Raw genomic sequence first — 2,299 nt, 5'->3', positions numbered from 1 at the left:
AAGTTCTTGTTTGCCATACGGACACTTCCTCCTTGAAATCCATTGTAAGGACTTAACTAAGTTGTGTCCATATGACTATACTAACTCCACAGTCAAGATCTCACCTGCTGTTTTGTTAAAATTAAATACACTTAAACCATTTATAAAATTATAAAAGAAGCAGAAAGTATGGATAAAGTATCGAATAATAATATTATCGATATGCTTATTGAAAGCTATGTAAATACTAAACTAACAACGAGACAATCTGAAGGTTATAAAGGGATGTGCAAGCACCTTTATGAAATGCTGGAAAAGAAATAACACGTGAAAAGTTTAAATAGGAGTGGTACCTGTGGAAAATAAAAATAATTCATTTGTAGTAACAGTTACGCCTATTACTGACAACTTAGATAAGGAAATACAGGCACCTCAGAAAAAGAAATTTAAAAACCAACAAGGAAGTATTAAAGTTTCTAATGAATCAAAAGTAGAACTTGAGGCACTAATGAAGATTACCAACAAGAAATTCGCTCACGAAATAATCGATCTACTTATAAATAATTATTATGTAGAAAAAGAATTAACTGCAGAGCAAAAAATGAAATTCAAATTACTAACAGAAATATAAAAAGAAGTATCCCTTATTCTAATTAGGGGTACTTCTTTTTCCTCTCTACCGATATTGAGACGTTATGTTAACCAAATGTGTATACCATATACATCTAAAAATCTGAACAAATTAGTCCTTTCTAATGGTATAATTAGGAAAATGGAGGTGCATGTAACATGGCAAAGAGAACAGAACGATATCTTAATTTTATTGAAAGTGATCCAATCCTTTCTAAAATTTTGGGGAGATTTTCATCATTAGTATTACTATACATTATTATAGGAGGTTGTTTAGTAACTACTATTGAAAACGAATATGTGAGAATGATATTTTCTGGTTTTTATTTCATATCCATCATTATTTTCAACATATTCTTTATAATTCGGTTTGTAAAATACCGAAAAAAATCACTGTGACCCCTAAGTGAAGCAAATGTACAATGACTTCCGCTAATAATGCCTTATGTTAACTTGACTTGACTTGAATATGATATACAATAAAAATATAAAAAAGGGGGTAATAAATTCGATGAATAAAACTGCTGTGATATTATCTTTTGCTTTGATGCTTGGTATTGTAGATCAATCTTCCATTAAAGGGCACTTTTGTTGAAGAACTTTTTTGAAGTAGATTCCCAAACTTGGAAATCTACTTTCTAGATATTTGTATAATTTTAAATATTATATATCTTTATGAAAAATTGGTTTACTAAGGAGGTTGTTATATGAGTTACAAGAACACACTTATTACCATTTCAGAGGATTCAAAAGCTACTTCTGCCATAGTACCTGTCACCAGAAATGGAAAACCTACTATTGCTTCTATTGAATATGATTTAATTAAGAATAATCCTTATAAATTTACACAAGAAGATGTGCAATTTAAAACTTATTTAATCAAAAATCAAATAGAAGAAGAAAATACAGATGAACTGCGAAAACAATTTTTTTCAAAACCTATGGCTTGCTTCAGAGCTTCTCCTTTAGTGAAAAATTATGGTTGGGGAATACACTATAACGATCAAGGGAAAATTGCCATTTATGATGTTAAGAGTGAAATATATAACCAATTGCTTAATCAAGATAAGATTACTAAATTAAAAGGTATGCGTTCGAAAAGAAAATAAAACAGTATCTTATTAATCCTTTATTAAAATAAACGGTTGTGTAAGTGGAACAAATGTAGTAGCCGGTGCTATTGTAGGAGCAGGAATTGGTGCTGTTGCTGGTGGAGTAGTAGGAGCATTTGCAGAATAAAAAACTAACTATCAAATAAATAAAGGAGAAAATAAATAAACATGAAAAATAAATTCACACTTCCTCCTTTCAAAAAAATTACCAAAAAAATTAAATATCAATAAAACTAATCTCTATAACTTCTATTTCTTAAACATTTCATGTAATAACAAAAATTACCTATAAGGGGTCACCATATCATTTTAAGAAAATTGTACGCCAAGGGATTTATAAAGGTCATTAAGATTTAATAAACGTTTATAAATATTTTGTAATATGTTTATAAACGTGATAAACCTTGATTTTATAAGGATTATAGTTTGTTTAGTGCAAAATGAAAGTACATAGTAATGCAATAAAAACGTGCAGATATGATTGCACAAAAAAAAGGTCTATTCTATAGGGTATTTCTTGTATAATGAGAGAAAAATGAGAATCGGAGACATTTCAAAATGACGAAAAAACTATTTAC

At 28.8% G+C, this 2,299-nt stretch carries 2 protein-coding genes and 1 pseudogene; all 3 read left to right on the top strand.

Annotated features, from left to right (window positions below):
* Positions 1 to 82: 82 nt before the first annotated feature.
* A pseudogene (locus tag MR056_RS21850) lies at positions 83 to 303 on the top strand (hypothetical protein); the annotation flags it as partial.
* A 31-nt stretch (positions 304 to 334) separates the two neighbouring features.
* Positions 335 to 610 carry a hypothetical protein gene (locus tag MR056_RS21845; RefSeq protein ID WP_012094726.1) on the top strand — a complete coding sequence of 92 codons (276 nt, stop codon included), beginning with the start codon at positions 335 to 337 and terminating at the stop codon, positions 608 to 610.
* 706 nt (positions 611 to 1,316) lie between these two features.
* A complete protein-coding gene (locus MR056_RS21840; protein WP_012094725.1) occupies positions 1,317 to 1,718 on the top strand; it encodes a DUF6157 family protein in 402 nt (133 codons plus the stop codon).
* Positions 1,719 to 2,299 lie beyond the last annotated feature (581 nt).

This window comes from Bacillus cereus group sp. BfR-BA-01360, from assembly GCF_022663595.1.
Taxonomy (GTDB): Bacteria; Bacillota; Bacilli; order Bacillales; family Bacillaceae_G; genus Bacillus_A; species Bacillus_A cytotoxicus.
Note: the sequence above shows the minus strand (reverse complement) of the source record. Positions and strands in the feature narration are given on the sequence as shown.